The 19,965-nt window shown below is 64.3% G+C and carries 25 protein-coding genes and 2 pseudogenes; 15 read left to right on the forward strand and 12 right to left on the reverse strand.

From position 1 onward, the window contains the following. Positions 1 to 70 precede the first annotated feature (70 nt). Genes KRZ98_RS16425 through dmpG form a run of 3 tightly spaced genes read left to right on the forward strand, consistent with a single transcriptional unit; the run spans position 71 to position 2,843 of the window. The gene (locus tag KRZ98_RS16425; protein ID WP_217674519.1) at positions 71 to 859 is read left to right on the forward strand and encodes a 2-keto-4-pentenoate hydratase; all 789 of its coding nucleotides are present in this window, start codon (positions 71 to 73) and stop codon (positions 857 to 859) included. Continuing rightward, the gene (locus KRZ98_RS16430) at positions 856 to 1,797 is read left to right on the forward strand and encodes an acetaldehyde dehydrogenase (acetylating) (protein WP_217674520.1); all 942 of its coding nucleotides are present in this window, start codon (positions 856 to 858) and stop codon (positions 1,795 to 1,797) included. The genes KRZ98_RS16425 and KRZ98_RS16430 overlap by 4 nt, the downstream gene beginning before the upstream one ends. Further along, positions 1,797 to 2,843, forward strand: a complete 1,047-nt coding sequence (gene dmpG, locus KRZ98_RS16435) for a 4-hydroxy-2-oxovalerate aldolase (protein WP_217674800.1) — start codon at positions 1,797 to 1,799, stop codon at positions 2,841 to 2,843. Before KRZ98_RS16430 ends, dmpG begins: the two co-directional genes overlap by 1 nt. A gap of 511 nt (positions 2,844 to 3,354) precedes the next feature. Here the strand turns inward: dmpG and KRZ98_RS16440 are convergent. From KRZ98_RS16440 to KRZ98_RS24640, 4 genes are all read right to left on the reverse strand, one after another. Next, positions 3,355 to 4,389 (reverse strand): IS110 family transposase, encoded by a 1,035-nt coding sequence (locus KRZ98_RS16440; protein WP_254798575.1) that lies wholly within the window; start codon positions 4,387 to 4,389, stop codon positions 3,355 to 3,357. A gap of 351 nt (positions 4,390 to 4,740) precedes the next feature. Next, a complete protein-coding gene (locus KRZ98_RS16445; protein ID WP_254798577.1) occupies positions 4,741 to 5,022 on the reverse strand; it encodes a transcriptional regulator in 282 nt (93 codons plus the stop codon). A gap of 17 nt (positions 5,023 to 5,039) precedes the next feature. Further along, positions 5,040 to 5,504 (reverse strand): hypothetical protein, encoded by a 465-nt coding sequence (locus KRZ98_RS16450; protein ID WP_217674522.1) that lies wholly within the window; start codon positions 5,502 to 5,504, stop codon positions 5,040 to 5,042. A 30-nt stretch (positions 5,505 to 5,534) separates the two neighbouring features. Next, positions 5,535 to 6,275 carry a CPBP family intramembrane glutamic endopeptidase gene (locus tag KRZ98_RS24640; protein WP_217674523.1) on the reverse strand — a complete coding sequence of 247 codons (741 nt, stop codon included), beginning with the start codon at positions 6,273 to 6,275 and terminating at the stop codon, positions 5,535 to 5,537. Between the two features lie 806 nt (positions 6,276 to 7,081). Here KRZ98_RS24640 and KRZ98_RS24645 point away from each other — a divergent pair. Continuing rightward, positions 7,082 to 7,303 carry a hypothetical protein gene (locus KRZ98_RS24645; protein WP_217674524.1) on the forward strand — a complete coding sequence of 74 codons (222 nt, stop codon included), beginning with the start codon at positions 7,082 to 7,084 and terminating at the stop codon, positions 7,301 to 7,303. A gap of 38 nt (positions 7,304 to 7,341) precedes the next feature. Here KRZ98_RS24645 and KRZ98_RS16465 read toward each other — a convergent pair whose 3' ends face one another. Then, positions 7,342 to 7,488 (reverse strand): hypothetical protein, encoded by a 147-nt coding sequence (locus KRZ98_RS16465; RefSeq protein ID WP_217674525.1) that lies wholly within the window; start codon positions 7,486 to 7,488, stop codon positions 7,342 to 7,344. A 132-nt stretch (positions 7,489 to 7,620) separates the two neighbouring features. Here KRZ98_RS16465 and KRZ98_RS16470 point away from each other — a divergent pair, with 132 nt between their 5' ends. Both KRZ98_RS16470 and KRZ98_RS16475 read left to right on the forward strand, forming a co-directional pair. Further along, positions 7,621 to 8,178, forward strand: a complete 558-nt coding sequence (locus KRZ98_RS16470; RefSeq protein WP_217674526.1) for a pyridoxamine 5'-phosphate oxidase family protein — start codon at positions 7,621 to 7,623, stop codon at positions 8,176 to 8,178. Positions 8,179 to 8,188: 10 nt separating this feature from the next. Further along, positions 8,189 to 8,633, forward strand: a pseudogene (locus tag KRZ98_RS16475) (AAA family ATPase); the annotation flags it as partial. A 35-nt stretch (positions 8,634 to 8,668) separates the two neighbouring features. Here KRZ98_RS16475 and KRZ98_RS16480 read toward each other — a convergent pair. Then, positions 8,669 to 8,854, reverse strand: coding sequence for a hypothetical protein (locus KRZ98_RS16480; RefSeq protein ID WP_217674824.1), 186 nt, complete (start codon positions 8,852 to 8,854; stop codon positions 8,669 to 8,671). A gap of 39 nt (positions 8,855 to 8,893) precedes the next feature. On the opposite strand from KRZ98_RS16480, the gene KRZ98_RS16485 reads away from it, so the two are divergent. Then, positions 8,894 to 9,238 (forward strand): hypothetical protein, encoded by a 345-nt coding sequence (locus tag KRZ98_RS16485; RefSeq protein ID WP_217674527.1) that lies wholly within the window; start codon positions 8,894 to 8,896, stop codon positions 9,236 to 9,238. 267 nt (positions 9,239 to 9,505) lie between these two features. Here KRZ98_RS16485 and KRZ98_RS16490 read toward each other — a convergent pair whose 3' ends face one another. The 3 genes and pseudogenes from KRZ98_RS16490 to KRZ98_RS16500 all read right to left on the reverse strand — a co-directional run bounded on the left by KRZ98_RS16490 (position 9,506) and on the right by KRZ98_RS16500 (position 11,140). Beyond that, positions 9,506 to 10,225, reverse strand: coding sequence for a surface lipoprotein assembly modifier (locus tag KRZ98_RS16490; RefSeq protein ID WP_217674528.1), 720 nt, complete (start codon positions 10,223 to 10,225; stop codon positions 9,506 to 9,508). Positions 10,226 to 10,308: 83 nt separating this feature from the next. Next, positions 10,309 to 10,536: pseudogene (locus KRZ98_RS16495) on the reverse strand (IS110 family transposase); the annotation flags it as partial. Between the two features lie 16 nt (positions 10,537 to 10,552). After that, positions 10,553 to 11,140, reverse strand: a complete 588-nt coding sequence (locus tag KRZ98_RS16500; protein ID WP_217674529.1) for a CGNR zinc finger domain-containing protein — start codon at positions 11,138 to 11,140, stop codon at positions 10,553 to 10,555. A 171-nt stretch (positions 11,141 to 11,311) separates the two neighbouring features. Here KRZ98_RS16500 and KRZ98_RS16505 point away from each other — a divergent pair, with 171 nt between their 5' ends. Continuing rightward, entirely contained in the window at positions 11,312 to 11,983 is a 672-nt protein-coding gene (locus KRZ98_RS16505; protein WP_217674530.1) for an SDR family oxidoreductase, read from the forward strand. Beyond that, positions 11,980 to 12,510, forward strand: coding sequence for a lipocalin-like domain-containing protein (locus KRZ98_RS16510; RefSeq protein ID WP_217674531.1), 531 nt, complete (start codon positions 11,980 to 11,982; stop codon positions 12,508 to 12,510). The genes KRZ98_RS16505 and KRZ98_RS16510 overlap by 4 nt, the downstream gene beginning before the upstream one ends. 14 nt (positions 12,511 to 12,524) lie before the next feature. Here KRZ98_RS16510 and KRZ98_RS16515 read toward each other — a convergent pair whose 3' ends face one another. After that, positions 12,525 to 12,929: a helix-turn-helix transcriptional regulator gene (locus KRZ98_RS16515; RefSeq protein WP_217674532.1), complete on the reverse strand. Its 405-nt coding sequence runs from the start codon at positions 12,927 to 12,929 to the stop codon at positions 12,525 to 12,527. Positions 12,930 to 13,034: 105 nt separating this feature from the next. Between KRZ98_RS16515 and KRZ98_RS16520 the strand changes: the two genes are divergently transcribed. The 5 genes from KRZ98_RS16520 to KRZ98_RS16540 all read left to right on the forward strand — a co-directional run bounded on the left by KRZ98_RS16520 (position 13,035) and on the right by KRZ98_RS16540 (position 17,500). After that, the gene (locus KRZ98_RS16520) at positions 13,035 to 13,412 is read left to right on the forward strand and encodes a cupin domain-containing protein (RefSeq protein WP_217674533.1); all 378 of its coding nucleotides are present in this window, start codon (positions 13,035 to 13,037) and stop codon (positions 13,410 to 13,412) included. A gap of 13 nt (positions 13,413 to 13,425) precedes the next feature. After that, positions 13,426 to 14,802, forward strand: a complete 1,377-nt coding sequence (locus tag KRZ98_RS16525) for a pyridoxal-dependent decarboxylase (RefSeq protein WP_217674534.1) — start codon at positions 13,426 to 13,428, stop codon at positions 14,800 to 14,802. Positions 14,803 to 15,127: 325 nt separating this feature from the next. After that, entirely contained in the window at positions 15,128 to 16,351 is a 1,224-nt protein-coding gene (locus KRZ98_RS16530; protein ID WP_217674535.1) for a serine hydrolase, read from the forward strand. 55 nt (positions 16,352 to 16,406) lie between these two features. Beyond that, complete coding sequence (locus tag KRZ98_RS16535; protein ID WP_217674536.1) at positions 16,407 to 16,733, forward strand: DHCW motif cupin fold protein; 327 nt, start codon at positions 16,407 to 16,409, stop codon at positions 16,731 to 16,733. Positions 16,734 to 16,756: 23 nt separating this feature from the next. Then, on the forward strand, positions 16,757 to 17,500 hold the full coding sequence (locus KRZ98_RS16540) for an aspartate/glutamate racemase family protein (protein WP_217674537.1): 744 nt from the start codon (positions 16,757 to 16,759) through the stop codon (positions 17,498 to 17,500). On the opposite strand, the gene KRZ98_RS16545 is transcribed toward KRZ98_RS16540, so the two are convergent. After that, positions 17,472 to 18,452: an aminotransferase class V-fold PLP-dependent enzyme gene (locus tag KRZ98_RS16545; protein WP_217674538.1), complete on the reverse strand. Its 981-nt coding sequence runs from the start codon at positions 18,450 to 18,452 to the stop codon at positions 17,472 to 17,474. The genes KRZ98_RS16540 and KRZ98_RS16545 overlap by 29 nt on opposite strands. A 280-nt stretch (positions 18,453 to 18,732) precedes the next feature. On the opposite strand from KRZ98_RS16545, the gene KRZ98_RS16550 reads away from it, so the two are divergent. Then, positions 18,733 to 18,972, forward strand: a complete 240-nt coding sequence (locus KRZ98_RS16550) for a hypothetical protein (RefSeq protein ID WP_217674539.1) — start codon at positions 18,733 to 18,735, stop codon at positions 18,970 to 18,972. 77 nt (positions 18,973 to 19,049) lie between these two features. Here KRZ98_RS16550 and KRZ98_RS16555 read toward each other — a convergent pair whose 3' ends face one another. Next, complete coding sequence (locus KRZ98_RS16555; protein WP_217674540.1) at positions 19,050 to 19,799, reverse strand: SDR family oxidoreductase; 750 nt, start codon at positions 19,797 to 19,799, stop codon at positions 19,050 to 19,052. Between the last annotated feature and the right edge of the window lie 166 nt (positions 19,800 to 19,965).

A 19,965-nucleotide genomic window follows, 5' to 3' on the forward strand; every position in this document is an offset into this window, starting at 1 on the left:
TGAAGTGCCATCTATCAAATCACGGTCACTTCATATTGGCTTGCCGGGGAGGCGTTTGAAGGGAGAGGAAATGACGGGCCAATATGAGGTAGCCGCAGCCGACCTGCGTCGTGCCTATAGTGATGGCGCGATTCCGTCGCTCCAACATGTTCTGGAACCGACAGACGCGGCCGGAGCATACGCCGTACAGGCGATCAACACCCGGTTCTGGCAGAACTCCGGCCGGCGCATCGTGGGGCGCAAGGTTGGGCTGACGGCCAAGGCAGTGCAGGCGCAGCTCGGTGTGGGCCAGCCCGACTTCGGCGTGCTCTTTGATGACATGCGCATTGCCGATGGCGGAATCCTTTCCGCATCCCGGACGCTCCAGCCCAAGGCTGAAGCAGAAATCGCGATCGTCCTTGGTCGTGACCTGAACGATCCCGACGCCACACCCGAGACGGTGGCCGCCGCCGCCGACCACGCGGTCTCCGCCATCGAGATCGTCGACAGCCGGATCGCCGACTGGAAGATCACTTTCGCCGATACGGTGGCCGACAACGGTTCTTCCGCGTTCTTCGTGCTCGGCGAGGAACGCCACAAGCTCGATGGCCTTGATTTCTATGCTTGCGGCATGGTGCTCGAACTCAACGGCGCGATTGCCTCGCTTGGCGCGGGCGCGGCGTGCCTGGGCCATCCGCTAAACGCCGCTGCCTGGCTTGCCCGCACGCTCGCCGCCGCCGGAGCGCCGCTCAGGGCCGGCGAAGTGGTACTGACCGGTGCGCTTGGCCCAATGGTGGCGCTGACACCGGGCGACCACGTGGAGGCGCGCATCGGCGGCCTCGGCCGTGCCAGTTTCAGCTATGAGTGCACTGCGGCATGAGCGGGAAAGTGAAGGCCGCGATCATCGGATCGGGCAACATCGGCACCGATCTGATGATCAAGATCATGCGCCATTCGGACGTACTCGAAATGGGCGCTCTGGTGGGCATAGATCCTGAATCGGACGGCCTCAAGCGCGCCGAGCGGCTGGGTGTCGCCACCACGCACGAAGGAATTGAGGGCCTGCAGGCCTTGCCCATATGGAGCGAAATCGGGATCGTGTTCGACGCGACCTCGGCCGGAGCGCATGCGCACCACAGCGCAGTAGTGACCGGTGCCGGCAAGGCCATGATCGATTTGACCCCGGCGGCCATCGGTCCATACGTGGTCCCGGTGGTCAACGGCGATGCGCATCTCGATGCGGCCAACGTCAATATGGTCACCTGCGGCGGACAGGCGACGATCCCGATCGTCGCCGCAGTCTCTTCGGTGGCGCAAGTGCACTATGCCGAGATCGTTGCCTCCATCGCCTCCAAATCGGCTGGTCCCGGCACCCGCGCCAACATCGACGAGTTCACCGACACCACCAGCCGGGGCATCGAAAAGGTTGGCGGCGCCGCGAAGGGGAAAGCGATCATCATTCTCAATCCGGCCGAGCCGCCGATGCTGATGCGAGATACCGTCTTCACCCTGTCATCGGGAGCGGACGAGACGGCGATCGAGGCCGCCGTCGAGGCAATGGTCGCCCGCGTCAACGCCTATGTTCCCGGCTATCGCCTGAAGCAGAAGCTGCAGTTCGAGCGCTTCGGCTCCAACAATCCGGTGCGCATTCCCGGCGTGGGTACTTTCGAGGGGATCAAGACCAGCGTCTTCCTCGAAGTGGAAGGCGCGGCGCACTACTTGCCAGCCTATGCCGGTAATCTTGATATCATGACTTCGGCGGGTCTTGCCACGGCCGAGCGCATCGCCGCGCGCCGTCTGCAGAAGGAGACCGCATGATGGGCTTCGATCCCACCGCGACCAAGCTCTATATCCAGGACGTGACGCTGCGTGACGGCATGCACGCAATTCGCCATCAGTATGGCGTCGAGCACGTCCGCCAGATCGCGAAAGCGCTCGACGACGCGAAAGTCGATGCGATCGAAGTGGCGCATGGCGACGGGCTCAACGGTTCCTCGTTCAACTATGGCTTCGGCGCGCATACCGACTGGGAATGGCTCGAGGCGGTGGCCGATGTGCTGGAACATAGCGTGCTCACCACCCTGCTGATCCCCGGCATCGGCACCATCGAGGAACTCAGGCATGCCTGCGCGCTGGGGGTACGTTCGGTCCGCGTGGCGACGCATTGCACCGAGGCGGACATATCGCGCCAGCATATCGCGGCCGCGCTCGATCTGGGCATGGATGTCTCGGGCTTTTTGATGATGAGCCACATGATCGAGCCCGACGCGCTCGCGCAGCAGGCGAAACTCATGGAAAGCTACGGCGCGCATTGTGTCTATGTCACCGACAGCGGCGGCGCGCTTGACATGGATGGCTACAGGGCGCGGTGCGAAGCCTATGATCGTGTGCTGAAACCGGAAACCCAGCGCGGTATCCACGCGCATCACAATCTTTCGCTCGGCGTCGCGAATTCGATGGTCGGCGTGCAGGCAGGCGCGATCCGCATCGATGCCAGCCTCGCCGGGATGGGCGCGGGTGCAGGCAACGCTCCGCTCGAAGTGTTCATCGCCGCCGCTGACCGCAAGGGCTGGAAACACGGCTGCGACCTCTACAAGCTGATGGACGCGGCGGAGGAACTGGTCCGCCCGCTGCAGGATCGCCCGGTTCGAGTCGATCGCGAGACGCTGAGCCTGGGCTATGCGGGTATTTACTCCAGCTTCCTGCGCCACGCCGAGAAAGCCAGTGCGGATTACGGTGTGGACACCCGTGAAATTCTCGTGGAACTCGGCCGCCGCCGCATGGTGGGTGGGCAAGAAGACATGATCGTCGATGTCGCGCTAGATATCCGGTCCGATCTCCTCGCGCCAAACAGTCCGCACTAGCGGGTTGGTCCGGCTTCGGTAGACCGGACGGAAATGCACTCAAAGTTTTCCGGCTATCCGAGCGGCAAGCCGACCATGTCAGCAAGCAGCTCGGCAAGCAGCGCGAGGCTTGCCTCCTGCGAGAAACCTATAAACCCATATCGGTGAACTCACCTTCGGCGGTAACGTCGGCGAGCCGCTCCACTTGCTGCGCCAGGCCGGACACATGAATGAACCTGACCCGGCTCAGATCAATGCGTCAATTCCCTCTTGCCCAACAGGGGCCGTTCTCTAATCGCGCTTCTCCCGTCAATCTGTATCTGGCAATGATGCCCGCCCCGGGGTCACGGTTCTCTTCGCGGTCGGCAATGCCGCCGCAACATCTGGTACGAAGCCGAGGTGCTGCAAGGTCCACAGCGGGCTCTCTTGAGGATCAAGAGGCCCAAGGCCCTCTTGCGCAGTCACCTTCATCCTCGCCCATCGGGCAAGCATCCCATTCGCCAGAACGACGGAATGGAATCGCGCAAGTGGGTCAGGCTGCCAGCCGATCCTCCGGCCAACGGTACGGCTCGCCCGAGCGCCAGATGCTGTGGAGGATAACCGACAATTTGCGGGCTAGCGCTATCCGTGCCTTGCCGTGGCCCGACCGCCTCGCGATCGCCTCGGCCCATTCTTTGAGCCCAGAAGCGCGCTTGATCCGCGCCAGGATCACGACAGCGGCTTCATACAGCAGCGTTCGAGTGAGAATGTCGCCGCACTTCGATATCCTGCCACTGCGGTCGACCTCCCCAGACTGATACTGCCGCGGCGTAAGCCCGCAATGTGCGCCAACAGATCGAGATCGATGAAATCGAGCCGGATCCTCGACCGTGCTGACATAGGCGAGCACCGACAATACGCCGATGCCAGGTACGCTCATCGGGAGCCTGCAGGCCGGATTAGCTTTGACCAGTACGCGCACTGCTTTGTCAAAGACAGCAATCTGCTCCCGTAGCTGCCGCCAAGCGACGAGCATGGGGTGAACGACCGGTGCGACATCCGGACGATTGGCAAGCAAGGCTTCAACCCACCTGTCGAATGGCAGACCACGCATCGTGCCGGGCAGGAGACCAAATGTCTTCAGCACGCCTCGAATGTGGTTGGACAACCGTGTCGTCATGCCGACAAGTTGAGCACGGGCGCCCAGCAAAGCCCGCGCACGATGAGTGTCAAACGACTTCACGTGAACCGATCGATACCAGCCTGTACGCATGATCTGCGCCAATCCTTCGGCAACATTCTGGTCCGTTTTGTTGAGCTGCATCTTGAGCGCAGCGCGGGCATGTCGTGCATCGAGGCAAACAATATCGAAACCTCGATCGCGCAGCTCATGAACCAGCCAAGGCGTCATCGGCCCCGTCTCGATGCCGAGACGCGCATCAGGGCCAGCGCGACGGAGCACCGCCGCCTCGATCTGCTCCGGTGTCGAACCGCACTGATCTCGCCAAAGTCTCTGCCCCTGCGCATCGACCGCGCAGATCGCCGTCATCTTCTGCGACACATCCAAACCGACATAGTGGATCATCATAGCCTCCGATGGTCAAACCACCGGGCAACATCGCCCGGACCGCGACACTATCAGCGACTCATCGAGCGCCGCGATTATCGGATGTCCACACATGAATCTGACTCAAATCTCCTGCTGCTGCTTCCCGATTCTTGCGATAAAATCAGCATCGGGCTGCAAAGCCCTCGCTCATTCGTGGTCTCCGGGGATCTCGCGAACACATCATGAAGCGAGGTCCGTGTCAGGGGGTTTCGGACGCGCTATCGGACCAGTCACAATTGGCCGTCTTGCGCCGCCGACCGCCGATGTCACATCTACCTATGCTGCTCTGGACACCTGGGCCACAAACCAGCTGCCGCGAATCGTGATGCTCTATTCCGCCATCGGCAGGTGCGCGACGAGCGCACGCAAAGCAGCAACATGCCGCGCGAGCGCACGCCTTCCCGCAGCGGTGAGCGACTCCCAGGTACGTTGCCGCCCGCCAGTTGCCGCCTTGCGCAGCCGCACATAACCGGCGTCGACCAGTGCAGAGAGGTGCTTCGACAATACCGAATCGCTGACTTTCGTAAGCTCGCGCAGTTTCGCGAATTCCATCTCGCTCACCTTCGCGAGCAACGCTGCGATCTGCAGCCGGCTGGGCGGATGCAGCACCATGTCAATCCCGTCCACGCTCACCGCGTTTCGTTCATCAGCTCGCGACGGTAGGCGCGGTTCCAAGCGTAGCTTGACTCCAGCGCGACAAGGAAGGCGACCATCGCTATCCCCAGCTTTACCGCTAGCGACAGCCCCGCGAGTCGTGCGTAGACCTCGAACGCGATACCGCCCAGCATCGCTGCGAGCAGCGCCACCGACACAATCAGCGTCAGCCCTTTACGATAGCCGTTGATGAACATGCCGTGGCGCCGTCGGTCGTCGGCGGCGAGCCAGAAGGTCGCCGCCAATGCTCCGACCGGCAGCACGATTTGAAGCGGCGGGCCGAAATCTTGGCCGAGAACGAACATGGCCATGATCGCGCCGAACGCGGCATGGCGCCAGAGCGGAAAGGCAGTCGCCTTCCGCGCCAGTTCGCGACGGGCCTCCTCGATGCCGTCGAGCGCCGCGCGGGCGTCTTCCGGCTTCAGCGGTTCTGGGTCCATCTCATTTTCCTTCCATACCGGGGAGAATAGTCAAACCGTAGCGGCGCGCCGCAGAAGGAGGAGCCCGATCGTCGGGCGCACGACCAGCGCGACGAGGTCTATCAGAATGTGAAGCAGGATCAGTTTCAGCAGCGAACCGCTGCCAAGATACAGCCAAGCGAACCACACGCCTGCAACAAAGACAAAGACCATTCCCTTCCAACCCTGATACAAGTGGACGAGCGCGAAAGCGACACAGGCGATCGCAAAGCCAGCCAGCGCGGAGCCAGTGACCTGGGCGGCCAGCAGTGGCAGCGCCAGTCGGAAAAACAGCTCCTCGACCACGCCAGCGCTGATCGCCATCGGGATCGCGCTGAGGATTTCCGATCGGTTGCGGGGCATGAGCGGTTCGATGTCGCCTATGACCGGCATGCGCATCTTGCGAATGCGCCGCGACCACAGAAAAGCAGAAAGGCCGAGGACCAGCCCTGCCCCGATCAGCACGCCGATGAGATAATCGGCGCTGCCGGCATTCACGGTCTCGGGGGCTTCGAACGAGGGACGAAGCGCGGCGAATTCGGCGGGCATGCGCCGGAGCGCTTCGAGCGATCCCACCAGCACAAGCAGCGCCAGCCCGCCCAGACCGAACGCGACAAAGGAAACCCATGTCCACTGCCGGTAGAAGGCGCGCCGCTTTGTGCTTTCCTCGACCAGACAAAGCGCGCGATAGGAGTGGCGGTCGAGCCAGGCCCACCCCGTAAGTCCGGCGAGCACAAGCAGGGTCTGCGGCACACGTCGCCTCCATCACTTTCCAATTCGGAAAGACATAACATCGCTTTCCAATGTGGCAAGTGAAAACTTTCCATGGGAGAAACTGACGATTGCGCTTGGTAACGGTCTGCCGCCTTGCGCGGGTGTCGATCATTGTCGGCTGCAATCAGGGAAATCGCCCGCCCCGTCAGCATCGGTGAGGCCAGGAAACCTTAAGTGTAGCGCGACGATCTGGATGAGAAGCGTTGATCGCGACATTGCTGTTTTGGTGCGTTTGATTGTCGCTGGCAAAGCCTATGTCGCAGGTTGATTGCCGGGGAGCGACACGTCGGTATTGTTGATTGTCGCGACCTTGGCGGGGCGGCCTGATCCATGCTGTTTTCGTTCGATAGCCGCGCGGCGGCGATACCCGCTCGAATCTGTAGCGCGCAAAGAGACCATGAACATCCGGGACGGGGAGCATGAATCGCTCGCGGATCATGTCGCCGACAAGTTCGCGTATTCATCGGGGGAACCCCGGCCATCCCCGATGCCTGCAAAGGGAGCCAGTATCTGGTTACGGCCCACCTGGTGAACGAAGCCGAGAGGCGAACGCCTCATGCGCGGGAGCCAGACGATCGCTGGCCAGAACGCGCCGGGCTATTCGGCGCTATCGCCTCACTGGGAGTTCGTTGCTCGGTCGACAGTCGGAACACCGGGCGGACAAAGTTCATCGGCCGCCCGGAAGACTTTCCCATATTCGTCCATGTCTGCAAGACCGGGCCTCTTCGTATTGCTCCAGATGCCGATCGCAGCTACGCAGGGCGCGGCGCCTTTCACAGAAAGCCGTGGCCGAGAAGCTGAAAACCAATCAGGCGGGCGTGTCGAAGATCGAGAAGCGCGCCGACCTCAAGCTGGCCACGCTGCGCGGCTATATCGAGGCGGCGGGCGGAAGCCTTGAACTTGTCGCCCGCTTCCCCGACGCGCAACCTGTTCGGATCGACCACATGCGCGACCTTGGCAAGACCGGCAAGGATGCCTCCGATGACTCCGGGCGCGCGGCGGCCTGATCCCCGATCAAACGACCTTATCGCCTCGCGTTTCGGCTTCATTCTCGAACGCCCGCTTGCCGCGTCGTTTCCCAAAGGGCGAGCGCCTTGTCGCGTTCCTCGCCTTGCAGCTTGCCCGCGATTGACAGGAACGCAGCGTGAAGCGACCGGGCGGCCCGGCGCTGCGCCCGTTGTCGATCATCCAACGCAAGGGGTTACAGGCCGTCGCCTGATCGTCATTGGGCAGGCATATTCATCGAGCGGCGGCACGACACTTACCCGAAGCTGGAAAATGCGTTACACGCACATAGAAATTCCTAAGCCAGCGGAGGACCATCATGAATGTTGATCGGCGCCGGGCCATGATAACGGCAACGCTGGCAGCCTTGGTCGCCAGCCCTGCGAAAGCTTTGGCGCAGTCGCGCGTCCCGCTGCTCTACCGAATTGCCGAAGTACAAGCGGTGCTTGCCGCGGCACGAGCGCTCGTGACCACGGATGTTCTGGCAACCTTTGTCACTGTGGACGCGGAAGGCAGGCCGAGAGCCCGCACTGTCCTTGTTTCGCCGCCAGACGACGATCTCACGCTGTGGATCGGCACAAGAGGCGGCAGCCGCAAGCTCGACCAGCTTGGACAGAATCCCGCCGCGACGCTCCACTTCAGCGATGACGCGAACGGCGCTTACGCGAGCTTGATGGGCGAAGCGCGGGTGTATCGGGACGAGGCTGTCATTGCGGTCAAGAACCCCTACAAGGGCGAGGAACTGCAAGCTTTCTTTCCAAACTTTCCCCGCGACTTCGTGCTGCTGGGTTTTCGGCCGACCTGGATCGAGGTCATGGCAAAAGGCCTGCCCGGCACAGCAGAGACATGGCAGCCTCAAGGTCTCGCGGTCGCTTAACTGTAAGCGCCTCACCGCCCGCGATGTGCTGGTTATAGATGAGGCGGCATGGTCGGCACGCTCCAGATGGAGCGCGTGCGGTCCCATGCCGCAGACGCCGGGGCCAAGGTCGTGCTGGTGGGCGACCCGCAGCAGTTGCAGGCCATCGAGGCGGGTGCGGCGTTCCGGGCGATCCACGAACAGCATAGCGGGGTGGAGATTACGCAGGTCCGCCGCCAGCTTCACGACTGGCAGCGCGACGCTAAGCGGCATCTGGCGACCGGCCGAACCCGCGAAGCGATCCGGGTCTACGCAGAGCGGGGCTGGTCCATGCGGCCGAGACGCGCGAGCAGGCGCGGAGCGAACTTGTCGAGCGGTGGGGCCGCGAGCGCATCGCCGCGCCGGATCAATCGCGGATCATCCTCACGCACACCAATGACGAGGTGCGCGAACTGAACAAGGCCGCGCGCGACCGGAGGGCTGGCGGCAGCTCCGGCAGGCGCAGGACGAACTACCGCGCGGCGATTTCCAGGGCGCGAAGCGCGTCGCGCAGGAAATGGCGGGGATAGCGAAAAGCCTCGAACGCGACGCGCAGGTGGAATCGCTGCTGCCCGGCCGCAGGCAGGAATTGGGCATTGACGCAGATATGGGCCGCTGCCTTGCCCGTGATTTGGCGGACTCCGTGCCGTTCGATCATGGCCGCGACCTTGGCATGAGCCGATAGGAGAAGAAGGACATGGACGAATATCGCTGGCCCAACGCACTGCCTTACGAGCCGCCCGCACCGGACCGGGCGACACGGGCCTTTACCCAACTACAGGGCGAATTGGCGCTATTACGCCACGCCATCGAGAGCGCTCCCACCTTGCAGATGACGCCGGAGGATTTTGGGGCGCGGTTCGAGGCGGCGGCGGTGATGGCGCGGTGCGAGGATCAGGCCATGCTTGCCGAAGCGAAGCGCGAGCTTACAGAAAACGCGCGAAGCTTGCGGGCGACCATCGGCACGGCCGCCACCATCGACCAGCAGAACCGCAACCTATGGCGGGCGGCAGGCGCGGCTTCGCCGCTGGATGCCTGCTAAGGGCGGCACTTCCCGGCTTTGGCCCACGCCTCGGGCCGAGAGGCTGGCATTGGCCTGAACGTCTCGCAGCCCGCAGGCACGGGCCACTCTCAACCATGCAGTTGAAATGTTGCGCGGCAACCAAGAGGCAATCGAGAAATGCCAGGACGCAGCCACGAAAGCAAAGGAATCGGTGCGCTGCACCATTGACGTTGCGGCGGACTGATGCGCCTGTTCGGATTGGCCGAGCGGCCAGATACCGCTTGAACGATCCCCGTGCCTTTGGTTTCAGAAATCGCGCGTCAACGATATTTCGGCGCGAAGGCGGGAATAGTCGTAGAAGAACACGGGCGACTTGCTGTGCGTCCATCGCACCCTGATCGCCGGTGCAAGCCCCTTGAACGACAGGCTACGAAGCAGGACACCTGCCGCTGCCTCCACCAGATCGTCGTCTCGCCGGGCGGGCGGGAGCCGGAAGGCCGCATCGGCGCTGATATGATAATAGGAGAGCTGGCCGAAAAAGAATTGGCGGCCGATTTCGCGCGAAAGCAGGAAATCCCCGCCCACCGTCCACGTCGCATAGGCCGGATCGCGGGCTTGCTGTCGATCGACCCGCAAGCCGAGCCGTCCGAACAGGCGCGGCGAAAGCGCACGCTCGTAGTGCAACGCGCTGCTCGCCAGCCGTCCGTCAAGGCCGTCATTGCGGTCATAGTCATAGTGAAGCAGGATAAGGTCCAGTTCGGCCTGGCTCGAACGGTCGAGCTGCCGTCGCCAATTCAGCCAGCCGCCATAGCTGGTCGAATAGCCGTCACCACCGAACCAGCGTTTCCCGACAAGGAGTTGGGGCCGGATGCGCGAACGTCCGCGCAGCAGTTCCGGCCCTGTCGAGAGACTGGCGTTAATGTCGTTGAACCGGCTCTTGCCATAGATATTCGCGCTAGCGCTCACCGTGGTCAACAGGTTGCTCGCCGTCGCCAACGGAACGCGCAGAAAGACATCGCCGGTCAAGGTTACGCCCAGACCGGATTGCGCCTGAAGCCGTTCGTGAAGTTATGCGTAGGTGGGCATAACTTCACGTAAGCCTTGACCTACGATGGCGGTATCAGGCGGACTTCGTGGCCCATTGCTGCAAGCGTGCGAGCCCAGTAATGAGCGGTTCCGCAAGCCTCCACCGCGATCAGGCAAGGCGGCAGCTTCGAGAAAAAGGGCAGCATCTGCTTGCGGTGCAGCTTCTTCACCAGCACCGTGGCACCGCTCTCGTCGATGCCGTGTGCTTGGAATACGCTCTTCGCCAGATCGGCTCGCGCTATCCTCCAAATGGCGGGTCGATTCTCATCACGGCTTCCGTTTACGTTGCCGAAAGGCAGCGACCTTGTGCCGATTGCCGCACGCCGCCATCGAGCACCAGCGGCGATCGCCCGAGCGCGACGTGTCGAGAAAGACGATCGCACATCCCTCCCCCTCGCATTGCCGAACCCGATCGGCCATCTCGCCCCCCAGCAGAAGGACCGCCTCACGCGCGATAAAGGCCAGCAATGCGCCGGCGTCGCCGCACAGTCGCGCCGAACCGTCGGAATCGAACTCGGGGGCTGCCGCAGGCAGTCGAGCGATGTCGTTGAGAACCGTGCGCTCCCTCGCAGGCGGCACCTGTCCCATGATGCGTCCCATCGTCAGGATGTAGATCGCTTCCCGCAACAGCCGCGCAGAATCCAACAGGTGGTCGTCCGGCACGTTCTGAACACATTCGAACCCGGCCGCCCAAAGCCAGCGCACGACGTCCTCAGGCCCCGCGAAGAGATCGCGCTGCGCCTCCTTGAGGCGGCCCGTGAGCGTGGCCGTGAGGTCGAGCGCCGCATGGCCGCCGCGAAAGCGGAAACCGTCCCGGGTTTCCTCATGGGAGGCCGTACCTTTCACTGGAAGCATGGGCATTTCATCTGATTGTGATGCGTTTTGCTATGAAACCATATTGACAGGTTACAGTTGGCAAGACAACGTAACCTCACAAATAGGTTACCGCAGCGAACGCGTAGTCAACCGCATTCTTTTGCGAACCGAACGGAGGTTCTCGTGAGCACATCACTGGAAGGGCAAAGCGTGGTTGTTGTCGGCGGCAGCACCGGGATCGGCTGGGCGGTTGCGGAAACCACCGCCAAGGCAGGCGCGCGAACCTTTGCCCTTGGCCGCTCGGGGCGCGCGCCCGAGGGCACGCAGGGGATGGTTGCCGACGTGACCGATTTGCCGTCGATGAAAGCGGCTTTCGCAAGGATCGGCCAAATCCATCACATCGCCTACACCGCCTGGTCCCGCCAAGGCGCGCCATCGCTCGGAACGCTGACGAGCGACCATCTGCAACAGACCTTTGACGCCAAGTTGTTCGGCGCACTGCACGCGGTCCGCCTGGCTCTGCCCTATCTCGATCCGTTGGCGTCGATCACCTTCACCTCGGGCCAGGTGTCACGCAGATATGGCGTCGGCAGCGTCCTCAAAGGCTCGGTCAACGCAGCCGTGGATTCGGCCGGCAAGCATCTCGCCAAGGAACTGGCGCCGCGCCGTGTCAACGTGATCAGCCCTGGTGTGACCGATACGGCCCAATGGGGCGAAGCGGGCTCGGCCAAGAGGCTGGAAGCGCTGGAGCGCATTGCTGCGGCGCTGCCCATCAAGCGGGTCGCCACACCCGAGGAACTGGCCTCGGCCTATTTGTTCGTGATGGCCAACCCGTTCGTGACGGGCGCCGTTTTCGATATCAATGGTGGAGGATTGTTATGAATTCGCACGTTCTGTTCGGCCGCCGCGCACTGCTCGCGCTTGCTGCGGCCGTTCCCGTGGCGGCTGCCGCACGCGACGCCGCTTCACGCCCGGTCGCGCCGTCGCTTGCCGGCACATGGACGCTCGTCGCCGCCGACCGCCGATTGCCCGACGGCTCGGTGACGCGCGACTATGGCGCCGCGCCACAAGGCCGGCTGATGATCGATGACGCGGGGCGATATGCGCTCCAGATCTTCCGCGCCGAGCGTCCCGATTTCGCGGCGGGGGACAAGGGCAAGGGTACGGATGCCGAAATGCGCGCCGCCGTGATGGGTTCGAGCACGCACTTTGGTTCGCTGACGGTCGACGGGACGGCCAGGACGCTGCGCTTTGCGATCGAGGATTCGTCCTTCCCGAACTGGCGCGGGCAGGTGCAGGTCCGGTCGTTCACGCTCGACGAGGATGTCCTGACCTGGGAGGTTCCGCCGCGGCCGGACGGATCAGTGCCGATCTCGGTCTGGCGCCGCGTATCGCGTCCGACGCCATGAGCGCCTGTGCAAGCTTATCGCCGGGTCTGGACCTCGTCAGGCCGGTTTGTCGTCTCCTTGCCCTTGCCGCCCATCGCGCCGAGTTGGAGGTCGAGCGCCGTGCGCAGACGTGCGATCCGCTGCCGGTCCGGCTTGTAGAAGACCCAGTTCTTGATCTTCCTGTGCGTCACCAGGCCAGCGTCTGCGAGGATCGACATATGGCTTGTGACCGTCGGTTGGCTCAGCCCGATCTTGTCGGTGATGAAGCCGACGCAGACACCGTCCTCGACAAGATCGCCATCCCGTTGCGGTGGGAAATGCGCCGTCGGATCGAGCAGCCAGCCGAGGATGCGAAGCCGGTTCTCGTTCGCGATCGCCTTCAGCGCGGCAACGGTTGACCAGGAGCTCGATTCTGGATAGGCATTCGTCAATATAGTCATTCCTCTATATAGATTCGCGGACGCGCGACTGCAAGCGGCGGCTCCGGCCTCGGCTCGGGGAAGGCCCGGCCCGGTTTCGCGCTCCGCATGGCGAAGGAGGCCCTGATGAGCGACACCGACTATGATTATGACATCCGCACGGACGTCAAATGCCTGCCGCTGACCATGATCGATGTCGACGCGATCCGCGCTGGCGCGCCGGACAGCTGGTTCAACCAGCCGCTGGCCCGCATCAATGACTGCGTCCTGCGCCTCGGCGTCATCGAAGGCGAGTTCCACTGGCACAAGCACGATCGTGAGGACGAATTGTTCTACGTCGTCGCGGGCAAGCTGTACGTCGACATCGAGGACGGCCCGTCCGTCGAGCTGTCGCCCAACCAAGGCTATCTCGTTCCCAAGGGGGTCGTCCATCGAACCCGTGCGCTCGAGCGGACGGCGATGCTGATGATCGAAGGCGCGACCGTCACCGCCACGGGCGATTGAGCAGGATGAGCACATGACCCCGAACCACCAGTCCCTGCTTGCCAGTTCGATCGAGGCGCTTCGCCTGGCCGCCGGCCATGGCGAGCGCTATCTGCGGAATCTCGAAGCCAGGAACGTCGCTCCGAACGCATCGGCGCTGTCCGATCTGCAGCGTTTCCACGAAGCCCTGCCAGAAGGCCCGAGCGATCCGGCCGCTACCCTGGACCTGCTCGCGCGCTACGGCGGCCCCGCGACAACCGCGACAGCGGCGGGACGGTTCTTCGGGCTTGTCGTGGGCGGAACGCTGCCTGCCGCCCTCGGCGCGCGGGTGATCGCCTCGGCCTGGGACCAGGTCGTGTTCAACGACGGCACCAGCGCGATCGGCGTGGAGCTGGAGAAGATTGCCGCGGGCTGGCTGCTCGACCTGTTCGACCTGCCGAGGCAGGCCTCCGTCGGCTTCGTGACCGGAACCACGATGGGCGCGCTCGTCTGCCTCGCGGCGGCGCGTCACGCCCTGCTGGCAAAGGCGGGCTGGGATGTGACGTCCAGGGGGCTGAACGGCGCGCCTCGACTGCATGTCGCAGCGACGGCGCAGATGCACGTCACCAATGCCAAGGTGCTGTCGCTGCTGGGATTCGGTTTGGAGGACATCACCCATGTCGACTGCGACGAACAGGGCCGGATGATCCCCGACGCCATGCCGGCATTGACCGAGCGCAGCCTCGTCATCGCCCAGGCGGGCAATGTGAACTCGGGCGCGATCGACCCGATCGGAGAAATCTGCGCCCGCGCCGGAACCGCCGGCGCCTGGGTGCATGTCGACGGCGCCTTCGGGCTGTGGGCGGCGGCCTCCCCGCAGACCCGGCGCCTGATCGCGGGATATGAAGCGGCCGATTCCTGGGTGAGCGACGGGCATAAATGGCTGAACACGCCCTATGATTGCGGGTTCGCCATCTGCCGCCAGCCGCAGGCCGTCCATGCCGTGATGGCGACCGTCGCGCCCTATCTGAAGGCCGGGGACACCGCCGCGCCCAAGGATATGGTGCCGGAGTTCTCCCGCTCCGCGAGAGGCGTAGAGGTCTGGGCGGCGCTGCGCAGCCTCGGGCGCGAAGGCGTCGCCGATCTGGTCGACAGATGCTGCCGGTTGGCGCGCCTGTTCGCGGACCAGCTGCGCGCGGCCGGCTTCGAGATTCTCAACGACGTGGTGCTCAATCAGGTCGTGGCGACCCTGCCCGGGCAGGAGGCGCGCATGCCGGAGATCGCCGCCGGGGTTCGCGCCAGCGGCGAGGCATGGTTCGGACCGACCAGATGGCGCGGCGTGGACGCGATACGCCTGAGCGTGTCCTCCTGGGTGACGACGGAAGAGGATGTTCGCCGTACGGTCGCCGCGATCAAGGCCGCGACGGTGTGACACGCACCCGCTGGGCGGGGCCCCGCTGGACATTTTCCGGTCGATGCCCGCGGCGTCGGGCGCGATCCCCCGGGCCGGGATTCGCGCCCCGATCTGCGTGCTATTCTCGACGAAGTGGCGGCAGGCTATTTTGTCGTTCCGATCGACTCCGGGTTCACGCTCACCGAGCCGCGGCAGCAGATCGGGGCGCGGTTGCTGGCGCCTTGCCCATCTGCAATGGTGCGGGAAGGATCATGTCGTGCCGGACGTCCTCGACGGGACGACGGTTCAAATGCCCATCGTCGAGCGACATCCGCGCCACGCCGGTCGTTGATGGAGGTGACCATTGAAGTTGTTTGGCCTGTCGCCCGCCATTCGCGGATGGTGCCTGATCCCGGCCGTTCTACTCGCAGCGTCGGCGTCTGATGCCCGTACGGCCGCGCCGTCCCGGCGGTCTCCCGCGCAGATCAAGGCGTTCGTCGCGCGTGCGATGGAGGGAACGGGTGCGAGAGGTCTTGCCATAGCAGTGATAGAGGATGGACGGGTAGCGCATGTGGGCGCCTATGGCTTCCGCAACGCCAAGGATGAGCCGCTGACCGCCGACACCGTGATGTACGCCGCGTCGCTGACCAAGACGGTGTTCGCCTACACGGTGATGCAGCTTGCGGGGCAGGGCCGGCTCGACCTCGACCGCCCCATTGCGGCTTTGCTGCCGCGACCCTTGCCGGACTACGGCACCGATGCGGATGTCGTGCGCGCCTATGCCGATTACGGCCCGCTGGCGGACGATCCACGCTGGCGCGCGATCACGCCGCGCATGGTGCTCGACCACAGCACCGGCTTTGCGAACTATTTCTTCTTCGAGGACGACAAGCGGGCACGCATCCACTTCGATCCGGGAACGCGCTATGCCTATTCCGGCGACGGCATGATCCTTTTGCAGCTCGGGATCGAGAAGGGCCTTGGCTTCAGCATCGGCGCTCTGACGGACGCGAACTTCCGCCGGCTGGGCATGACGCACACGTCGCTCGTCTGGCGCGACGATTTCGCGGCGAACATGGCCGATGGCTGGACGGCCGACGGCGCCGCCCTGCCTCATGACGAACGCTCGCGCGTGCGTGCGGCAGGCTCGATGGACACGACCATCGCCGACTTCGCCCGATTCGCCGCAGCCTTTGTCCGCGGCGAGGGGCTTTCGCCTGCCTCGCGAGCGGAGATGGTGCGCCCGCAATTGCGCATCACCTCGAGCCGGCAATTCCCGACCTTGTGGCCGCAGCTCCAGCTTCCGCCCGAACAGCAGCGCTCCGATCTCGCCGCCGGTCTCGGCGTCATCGTCTTTGCAGGGCCGCAGGGGCCGGGTTTCTACAAGGGCGGCCATGATGACGCGACGGGCAATACCATGGTGTGTGTCGAGCGCGGCCGTCGCTGCGTCGTCATCCTCGCCAACGATGTGCGCGCAGAGCGCGCCTTCCCGGCCATCGTCCGCTTCATCCTCGGCGAGACTGGCGCGCCTTGGGATTGGGAATATGGCGACCTGGTTTTCTGGGACGGAATAGCCCCTTCTCGCTGACGGGAGGACGTGGCGCCAGCGCGACACTTGCAAGCCGGAGGAACCGTCCTCGAAGATGCCTGACCTGCAGTTCACGATCACCGACCGGTCGCTGGTGCCCGTCACCGAACACGGGGGCGAAACAGGCCATGCCCTATGGCGCACCGAGGACATCGACGGCGTCCGGGTCCGGGCGGTGAACTATTCGCCTGGCTGTCTGGCCGATCACTGGTGCGACAAGGGCCATATCCTTCATGTGCTGGAAGGCGAGCTCGAGGTCGAGCTTCGGGACGGGCGGTCGTTCCATCTCAGGGCCGGCATGGGTTTTCGGGTGTCCGACTCCGGCCACGCCGCACACCGCATCTCGACCCGCGCCGGCGCCAGGGTGTTCGTCGCCGACTGACCACAACAAGCGAGGGATTGCGGATGCAGACGATCGGCCTGATCGGCGGAATGAGCTGGGAAAGCTCGGCGCAATATTACCGGATCATCAATGAGGGCGTCCGCCGGCGGCTGGGCGATGCACATTCGGCCCGGAGCCTGATGTTCTCGGTCGACTTTGGCGAGGTCGAAAAGCTCCAGCATGCAGGCGACTGGGCAACCCTGACCGAACGGATGATCGATGCGGCGCGGCGGCTCGAACGAGGCGGCGCGGACTTCTTCCTGATCTGCACCAACACCATGCACCGCATGGCCGATGCCGTCGCCGCAGCGGTCTCGATCCCGCTGCTGCATATCGCCGATCCAACCGCGGAGGAGATCCGGGCGGGCGGCGTCGAGCGCGTCGGCCTGCTCGGCACGGCGTTCACGATGGAGCAACCCTTCTACAAGGATCGGCTCCGCGACCGCTATGGACTCGATGTGCTCGTGCCCGATGAAGCCGATCGCTTGTTGGTTCATAGGGTGATCTACGAGGAGCTTGTCGCCGGCATCGTGTCCCCGGCGTCGCGGGACGCTTATCGCGCGGTCATGGCCCGGCTGATCGATCGCGGCGCAGAGGCGATCATCCTCGGCTGCACCGAGATCATGCTGCTGGTCGGCGCGGGACCAACGCGATCCAATCCTACCGAATCAGCCCGCGTCGCACAGAGGTTGTCCAATGAGCAGCCTTCACCGCGTCGTGTTGGGCTGCCCCGCAAAGTCAACCGCCACCACACAGCCGGTCAATAGCGATACTTGATGCGCCCCCGGTCACAGATGAGTCCATATTGGCGAGCACGCACGCAACCGCCGTGATCGTCGCCTCCACATCCCTGGCCGAGGTTCGCCAGTTGATGACGCTGATCCGCATGGCGCGCCGCCCTTTCCAGACCGTGCCGCTGAAGAACGCCGTTCCGTCCGCGTTTATGGCCGCGATCACGGCGGCGGTGCGTGCATCGTGATCCGCTTCGGTCGCGCCCGGCTCCGGCGAACGGAACCGGACCAGCGCTTGGTTCAGCGTCGGCGCCGCCACCAATTCCGCGCCGTGCAGCGCCGCGATGCCGTGCGCGAGCGCCGCAGCGTGATCGCAACTCCGGTCGATGAGGCCGGCCACGCCGTCCCGCCCCAACTCGCGCAGGGCCGCGTAAACCACGAACCCGCGCGCGCGACGGGTCCAGTCGGGCGTCCAGTCGATCTGGTCGCGCGTGTCGCCATCGGAAAGCAGATAGTCGGCGCTGAGCGTCATGGCGGCGCGATGCGCGGCTACGTCCGTGACTATCGCGATACCGATGTCCTTCGGCGTGTTCAGCCATTTGTGGGCATCGGTCGCCCAGGAGTGCGCCAGTTCGACCCCGACGAGCTTCACGCGATGCCGTCTGCTCGCACGCGCCCAGAGCCCGAACGCGCCGTCGACATGCACCCACGCTCCGGCCTTGCGCGCGATCGGAACCAGCTGGGCGAACGGGTCGATGGCGCCCACGTTCAGGTCGGCCGCGTCGAGGACGACGATCGTCGGCGCATCGGAGGCTTGCAGCGCGTCGGCCAACGCGGCGGGCGTGACGCGCGCCTCCGCATCGGTCGCAAGCGGCACCAGCGCGGCAGTGCCGAGCCCGAGGAAGCGCAACGCGCGTTCGACGCTCCCGTGCCGCTGCTCGGTCGCGAGCACGCGGATCGCCGGTGCGCCGGCCGTCGCGCTCGACATCCCATCCCCGATCCCGCAGCAGCGCGTGGCGGGCCGCGGCGAGGCAGGTGAAATGCGCCATCTGGCACCCGGTCGTAAACGAGAAGGAAGCGTGCCGAGGCAGGTCGAGCACATCCTTGGTCCAGGCGCCCGCCACCTCTTCCACGACCGACGCGGCTGGCCCACAGGCGTAGAGCGCTGCATTATTGTCCCAGGTCGAAGCGAGCCAGTCGGCGGCGAGCGCCGACGGCAGCGCGCCCCCGATCACCCAGGCAAAGAACCGCCCGCCTGCCGATCCCAGGTGCCCGCCTTCGGTTGCGGCAACCAGTTCGTCGATCACCTGTTCGGCCGGAACGCCTGCGCTGCCGAGGTCCAGGCCGAGGCGGTCGCGCAACATCGCCGCACCGACTGTGGCACCGACCGGCCGTTCGCCCAGTCCCTCCAGAAAGTCGGCGGCATGGGCCTGGGTACGTTGGAGCAACGGACGGATCAGGGTCATTCGATATCCTCGCAAGGCAGCGGAGCGTGCGTCTGGCAGTGATTTCGCGCTGCGGACTCTCGAAGCTTGCGGTCAAACCAGCATCCGTCACGACGAAAGAAACAGACTTTGCAACGAGGTTAGAGCTTCACCGCCGCATTGCCGCCATCGGCCCACAAAGCCGAACCGGTAACGAAGCTCGACATGTCGCTGGCCAGGAACAATGCTGCCTGGGCGATCTCTTCCGGTTCGGCAATCCGCTTCATCGCGTGCAGGCTCGCAGCCCACTCGCGCTGGGCGGCATCGCCTGCCATCTCGGTCGCCGTGCCTCCAGGGAGCAATGCGTTCGCACGAACGCCTGCGGCACCATAGTCCGCAGCTATGCCGCGAACCAGGCCCGTCAGGCCCGCCTTGGCAGCCGCATAGGCCGCCATGCCGGGCAGGCCGACGCTGCTGCCGACAAAGCTGCCCGTGAAGACAAGGGCGCCGCCTCGCTGCTCCAACAATGCCGGTATCTGGGCGCGCGCGCCAAGGAAGGCGGCGGTCAGATTGACCGCCAGCACGTCCGACCATTGCTGGGGCGTGATTTCCGCCAACGGTTTCGTCGCGCCGACCAGACCGGCATTGTTGAACGCCACATGCAAACCGCCGAATCGGGTCTGCGCGGCGACCACGGCTGAGCGATGCGTGCGTTCGTCCGTCACGTCTCCAACGACCGCGAGAGCACGGCCGCCACCTTGTTCTATTTCAGCGACCAGTTGGTTCAGCAGGCCACTTCGCCGGGCGACCAGAACGACGGAGGCGCCCTCGGCTGCAAAGAGCATTGCGGCCGCTCTCCCTATCCCTGAACTCGCACCGGTGATGATGGTGACTTTTCCGTTTAGAAGCATCTTTCCGCAACTCCGGTTGGTGAAGTTGCTTCGCTAAACTGTTCCACTGACGGTAGCTTCCTGTTCCTTGCGGTCAAATGCGCATCAACCCGTATCCGGTTCCGGGATCGCGGAAGGCTCTGCTGAACGTCGATGATCCTGGGCGCTTCCTGCCATCGGATATATC

The organism is Sphingobium sp. AS12, from assembly GCF_019097845.1.
Lineage (GTDB): Bacteria > Pseudomonadota > Alphaproteobacteria > Sphingomonadales > Sphingomonadaceae > Sphingobium.

Bases quoted from the DNA above. Each gene is read 5' to 3' on its own strand.
- KRZ98_RS16535 (WP_217674536.1), top strand. From the start codon at position 16,407: ATGCCTGACCTGCAGTTCACGATCACCGACCGGTCGCTGGTGCCCGTC.
- KRZ98_RS16485 (WP_217674527.1), top strand. From the start codon at position 8,894: ATGGACGAATATCGCTGGCCCAACGCACTGCCTTACGAGCCGCCCGCA.
- KRZ98_RS16510 (WP_217674531.1), top strand. From the start codon at position 11,980: ATGAATTCGCACGTTCTGTTCGGCCGCCGCGCACTGCTCGCGCTTGCT.
- KRZ98_RS16425 (WP_217674519.1), top strand. From the start codon at position 71: ATGACGGGCCAATATGAGGTAGCCGCAGCCGACCTGCGTCGTGCCTAT.
- KRZ98_RS16480 (WP_217674824.1), bottom strand. From the start codon at position 8,854: ATGATCGAACGGCACGGAGTCCGCCAAATCACGGGCAAGGCAGCGGCC.
- KRZ98_RS16520 (WP_217674533.1), top strand. From the start codon at position 13,035: ATGAGCGACACCGACTATGATTATGACATCCGCACGGACGTCAAATGC.
- KRZ98_RS16555 (WP_217674540.1), bottom strand. From the start codon at position 19,799: ATGCTTCTAAACGGAAAAGTCACCATCATCACCGGTGCGAGTTCAGGG.
- KRZ98_RS16515 (WP_217674532.1), bottom strand. From the start codon at position 12,929: ATGACTATATTGACGAATGCCTATCCAGAATCGAGCTCCTGGTCAACC.
- KRZ98_RS16450 (WP_217674522.1), bottom strand. From the start codon at position 5,504: ATGGACCCAGAACCGCTGAAGCCGGAAGACGCCCGCGCGGCGCTCGAC.
- KRZ98_RS16470 (WP_217674526.1), top strand. From the start codon at position 7,621: ATGAATGTTGATCGGCGCCGGGCCATGATAACGGCAACGCTGGCAGCC.
- KRZ98_RS16540 (WP_217674537.1), top strand. From the start codon at position 16,757: ATGCAGACGATCGGCCTGATCGGCGGAATGAGCTGGGAAAGCTCGGCG.
- KRZ98_RS16440 (WP_254798575.1), bottom strand. From the start codon at position 4,389: ATGATGATCCACTATGTCGGTTTGGATGTGTCGCAGAAGATGACGGCG.
- KRZ98_RS16525 (WP_217674534.1), top strand. From the start codon at position 13,426: ATGACCCCGAACCACCAGTCCCTGCTTGCCAGTTCGATCGAGGCGCTT.
- KRZ98_RS16500 (WP_217674529.1), bottom strand. From the start codon at position 11,140: ATGCTTCCAGTGAAAGGTACGGCCTCCCATGAGGAAACCCGGGACGGT.
- KRZ98_RS16430 (WP_217674520.1), top strand. From the start codon at position 856: ATGAGCGGGAAAGTGAAGGCCGCGATCATCGGATCGGGCAACATCGGC.
- KRZ98_RS16445 (WP_254798577.1), bottom strand. From the start codon at position 5,022: ATGGTGCTGCATCCGCCCAGCCGGCTGCAGATCGCAGCGTTGCTCGCG.
- KRZ98_RS16545 (WP_217674538.1), bottom strand. From the start codon at position 18,452: ATGTCGAGCGCGACGGCCGGCGCACCGGCGATCCGCGTGCTCGCGACC.
- dmpG (WP_217674800.1), top strand. From the start codon at position 1,797: ATGGGCTTCGATCCCACCGCGACCAAGCTCTATATCCAGGACGTGACG.